The following is a 1501-nucleotide window of genomic DNA, read 5'->3' as shown; positions in this document are numbered from 1 at the left end:
GCAGCAGCCCGCCGACCTGCCAGAGCCCGCCCTGCCGCCGCGTCTCCAGCCCCAGCAACCGCCCGTACCAGGCGGCCAGCCCGGCCGCGTCGCGCGCCGCCAGCGCCACCGCCACCGGATACAGCGGCGCCGCCCAGGGGCGCTCGGCCGCCAGCGCGTCATCGGGGAAGGCCGGGGGGGCGGCGCGGGTGTCGGACATGGCGGAACTCCTTTGCCCCTATCTGGGGCCGCGCCGGAGCGGGCGGAAATCCGCATCGGCAAGGACCATCATTGGCGCCGCCCATGATGCCGCCTTGGCCGCGCCTGGGCGGCGCCTCTACTGTCGGCGCGCATGCATCACGCGCCCCCCCTGCTCGCCCTCCTGGTCATCGCCCTGACCCTGGCCTTCGTCTTCGGCACCCTGGCCCGGCTGCTGCGCCTGCCACCGCTGATCGGCTATCTGGTGGCCGGCGCCGTGGTCGGGCCGCACACGCCGGGCTTCTCCGCCGATCTCGGCTTCACCGCGACGCTGGCCGAGGTCGGCGTCGGCCTGCTGCTGTTCGGCGTCGGGCTGCATTTCCGCGCCGAGGACCTGCTGGCGGTCTGGCGCGTGGCGCTGCCCGGGGCGGTGGCGCAGGTCGCCGCCGCCGGGCTGCTGGGCGGGCTGGCCGGGGTGGCGCTGCTCGGCCTCTCCGGCGCCGGCGCCTTCGCCTTCGGCCTGGCGCTGGCCATCGCCTCCACCGCCGTCGCCACCCGGGCGCTGGAGGAGCGCGGCCGCCTCTCGGGCGAGGCCGGGCGGCTGGCGCTGGGCTGGCTGGTGGTGCAGGACCTCATCGTGGTGCTGGGCCTCGTGCTGCTGCCGGCGCTGTCCGGCCGCGGCCAGGAGGGGGGCCTGGCCTGGGCCATGCTGCGCGCGGTGGGCGAGCTGGTGGCCTTCATGGCGCTGATGCTGCTGGCCGGGCGGCGCGTGCTGCCCTGGGCGCTGCAGCGCGTGGCCCGCACCGGCTCGCGCGAGCTGTTCACCCTGGCCGTGGTGGTGGTGGCGCTCGGCGTCGCCTATTCCGCCACCGCGCTGTTCCATGTCTCCTTCGCGCTCGGCGCCTTCTTCGCCGGCGTGGTGCTGGGGGAGAGCGATCTCGGCCACCAGGCGGCGGCCGAGACGGTGCCGCTGCAGCGCGTCTTCGCCGCCATCTTCTTCTTCTCGGTCGGCATGCTGCTGGACCCGGCCAACCTGGCCGATGCGCCCTGGGCCTCGGCCGCAGCGCTGCTGGTGGTGCTGCTGGGGACCGGCGGCGCCACCTTCGCCCTGCTGCTGGCGCTGCGCGTGGCGCCCGCCACCGCCGCCGTGGTCGGCGCCGCCATGGCGCAGATCGGCGAGTTCTCCTTCGTGCTGGCGGAGCTGGCGATCGGCCAGGGCGCCCTGCCGGCCGAGGCGCGCGGGCCGATCCTGCTCGGCAGCTTCGGCGCCATCCTGCTGCTGCCGCTGACCTTCCGCGCCTTCGCCGCGCTGGCGCCGCGCCTC

2 protein-coding genes are annotated in these 1501 nt (G+C 76.5%); one reads left to right on the top strand and one right to left on the bottom strand.

Features of this window, described 5'->3' with window-relative positions; translation table 11 throughout:
• Positions 1-199, bottom strand: a 199-nt coding sequence (locus HMPREF0731_RS20120; protein WP_007006060.1) for a hypothetical protein, incomplete at its 3' end; no start/stop codon positions are given.
• Between the two features lie 132 nt (positions 200-331).
• On the opposite strand from HMPREF0731_RS20120, the gene HMPREF0731_RS20115 reads away from it, so the two are divergent.
• Positions 332-1501, top strand: a 1170-nt coding sequence (locus HMPREF0731_RS20115; RefSeq protein WP_007006059.1) for a cation:proton antiporter domain-containing protein, incomplete at its 3' end; no start/stop codon positions are given.

Source organism: Pseudoroseomonas cervicalis ATCC 49957 (assembly GCF_000164635.1).
In the GTDB taxonomy this organism is placed as follows: Bacteria; Pseudomonadota; Alphaproteobacteria; order Acetobacterales; family Acetobacteraceae; genus Pseudoroseomonas; species Pseudoroseomonas cervicalis.
This window is presented reverse-complemented; position numbering and strand designations above follow the sequence as displayed.